General features: G+C 38.8%; 2 protein-coding genes. One reads left to right on the forward strand and one right to left on the reverse strand.

Going from position 1 to position 3,271, the window contains the following annotated elements:
* The first annotated feature begins 454 nt into the window (after positions 1–454).
* Positions 455–1,828, forward strand: coding sequence for a cysteine--tRNA ligase (gene cysS, locus ACED28_RS22915; protein WP_371710829.1), 1,374 nt, complete (start codon positions 455–457; stop codon positions 1,826–1,828).
* 330 nt (positions 1,829–2,158) lie between these two features.
* On the opposite strand, the gene ACED28_RS22920 is transcribed toward cysS, so the two are convergent.
* The gene (locus tag ACED28_RS22920; protein ID WP_102269895.1) at positions 2,159–2,926 is read right to left on the reverse strand and encodes a S9 family peptidase; all 768 of its coding nucleotides are present in this window, start codon (positions 2,924–2,926) and stop codon (positions 2,159–2,161) included.
* Positions 2,927–3,271: the final 345 nt, after the last annotated feature.

Here is a 3,271-nt window from a genome sequence, read left to right on the forward strand (position 1 = left end):
GTAAATCATATTTATAGAATGCGAAGGAGTATTTACTCTAAACGGTTTTGGGGCATTTCTGAGGTAGAACGTACCACGGGTAAAAATTCAGCCTAGGAAGGCTTTGGACAGAAATGAGCTATAGCTTCAGCTAAATTAGCAATTCATGGATAACTAATAGTATGGGAAGTAGCTAAGTTTAATGCCCCTGTTTTGATAGTGCAGGTGACGTCCATTACTACCAACGATGATGCTCAACATAATCATCGAATAAATGTATTGCTTTTGTTAATCATCTATTTTAATTTAAAAAATGACGCTAATAACTACTTCCACTCAAACTCTATGTTGTTGCTGTAAATACCTTATTTACGGCCGTTTTCGTGTAGCTATTACGTAGCAAACCTATCGCACTATTACCTAGGCCGTTGATGTTTTCATCCACGGCCTTTTTGTATTTATAAGGATATGATTTATGGCCCAACCGACACTCCAGCTCTTTAATACCCTTAATAGAACACTGAGTCCGTTTTATACGATTCAACCCCGTAAGGTTGGCCTTTATGCATGTGGCCCAACCGTTTATGACTATGCACATGTCGGTAATCTACGTACCTATTTGTTCGTTGACGTCCTAAAACGCGTACTACAGATCAATGGGTATCAAGTCAATCATGTCATGAACATAACCGATGTCGGACATCTAGTATCAGATGGTGACACTGGAGAAGACAAGATGGAGAAAGGTGCACGCAAACAAGAAAAATCAGCTTGGGATATTGCTACTTTTTTTGAAGACGCATTTTTTACTGATCTTGAAAGGCTTAACATTCTCAAACCTTCTATCACTTGCCGAGCAACTGATCATATTCAAGAGCAGATTTCGTTTATTCAGTCACTCGAAGCTAAAGGCTATACCTATCAAACCAGTGATGGTATTTATTTTGATACAGAGAAGTTACCCGACTACGGAAAGCTTGCGCGATTAGATAAGGAAGGTTTGGAAGCTGGCATTCGCGTTGATATGGCGGAGAAAAAGCATCCTACAGATTTTGCACTATGGAAATTCACTGGCGAACAGAAACGGCAAATGGAGTGGACAAGTCCATGGGGAAATGGCTTCCCAGGGTGGCATATTGAATGTTCAGCGATGGCAGAGAAGTACTTGGGAGAAACCTTCGATATACATATCGGTGGTGAAGATCACATTCCTATACACCACACCAATGAAATTGCACAATGCCAAGCTAAAAACGGACATGTACAAGCAAACTTTTGGTTGCATGGTTACTTCTTAAATATTAACAATGAGAAAATATCTAAGTCGGGTTCTACACTGCGTTTAGAAAGCCTAATCGACAAAGGTTATGATCCTTTAGCTTATCGTTATTTAACCTTAACCAGTCACTATCGTAGCCAGCTCAGTTTTACTTGGGAAGGGTTGAATGGCGCACAAAAGGCACTGCGTAGATTAAGAAAGAAAATCACTGATATGCCTGACGGTGGTAACGTTGACAACCAGTTCAAAGCTGAATTTCTTGCACGTATCAACCGTGATTTAAATATGCCGCAAGCACTCGCCTTATTATGGGAGGTCACTGATAGTTCCATAGAGCCTGCCAATAAAAAAGCGACACTACTTTATTTTGATCAAGTATTTGGCCTTAACCTTGATAAGGTTGAACAGTTAACAATCCCCAAACAAGTTCAACAGCTCGCTGAACAACGTCAATGTTTGAAACAACAGGGGCGATATGATGAAGCAGACACAATCCGAGAGCAAATTCGAGCTTTGGGATATCAAGTTAACGATAGTACTAATCAATCGAGTGTAACCAAGTTACTTTAATTAAAATCACCCGTTTTACCGAATAAGAGGTTAGCAATCGCCTCTTATTTCTGGGTTATGGGCTGGTTTGAGCTTACACCGTAATTCATAAGGCTCGTATTAGAAATAAGTCGGCCAAAATTGTGATAATGAAAGCCATAGTGTTATTAATTAAGCTTATTTTGGGCCACTTTTGAGTTAGAAAGTGCCACGGGTAAAGTTCAGTCCGTGAAGATTTTGGACAAAACGCTTTAGGTGTGTTGCTCTAAACCGTTTCGTTCAGATTAGAAAAATACTTTGAAACCTTAAGCGTTTGTATGGCTGTCTATTGCTACAGATTTACCTTTTAGCCTACAAATTTTTATTCAACCATTTTATCGTATGATCTCGCATGTCGTTGGAAAAGTAATGCGATTCATCAGCTAAATTGAACTCAATTTCAGTATTGTTTTTATCGTATTTACTCTTCACTTTTTCATAAAAGTCCTTCGCGAAATTAGCAGGAACCCAATCATCTTTCTCACCATTTATGATCAACATAGGGCGACTTTCATTTTCTATAAGGTACAAACATGGATCAATCTCTGCCATATACCTAATAGCTAACTTCTCATCGTCACTAAGAATCTTATTAACTGAATCGGCTTCTAAGGCGAACTTCTCCAAGCCGACAAAGTCAGGAGAACCGATAATTGGTACCGCAACTTTAATCCGTTTATTTTTGGTCAAAGAATAAAATGTGGACATTGCCCCCATAGAGATACCCACAACCGCAATCCTCGATGGATCAATCCTTATATCTTCCTGATAATGCTCAATGAGTGTATTTATGTCATCTGAGTTCTGCTTGATAACACCCGTCATTCTTTTGATAAATCTCGAATGGCTACTAAAGTTTTGAGCATTACCATCATCTCTTTCGCCGTGTTTATCTGCATCAAAACAGATAACAGAATAACCCTGAAGAGCTAAATTTAAAGCTAGATTAGAGCCTTCATATTTATCATTGCTCCAACCGTGACAGATGATGACTAAAGGATTATTTACCGACTCTTTTTTACAATAGAGCAGATATGTAACTTCACCGATCTTACTTTTTTCTACTACAACACCTTCCATGAACGCCCCATATATTTCAATATATTCGTTTACAAGCACCATAAACAGTCAGACTTCAGAAAACAGCTAACGCTGATTAGACGAAAAATTGTCGTCTTTTATCATTTTATAATGCAACACCGTTTATATTGGTTCAATTAACAATCAACAACCTAAGTCACATGAAGGGAATTTTGGGCTGCCAAATGTCGCCTAATAACAGAGATTCTGATTTACCAATTAGCTCGGATAAGTTTTAGTAGTGCAAACTAAGATTAACAGCAGATGAATGAGTAAAAGGTCTACCGAACAATGGTCGGATAAGCGACACCTGTTACCAGGTGCCGCTCTCCTAAGAACCCAGCG

Origin of the sequence: Vibrio sp. 1F253, assembly GCF_041439295.1 — a bacterium.
Lineage (GTDB): Bacteria > Pseudomonadota > Gammaproteobacteria > Enterobacterales > Vibrionaceae > Vibrio > Vibrio tasmaniensis_A.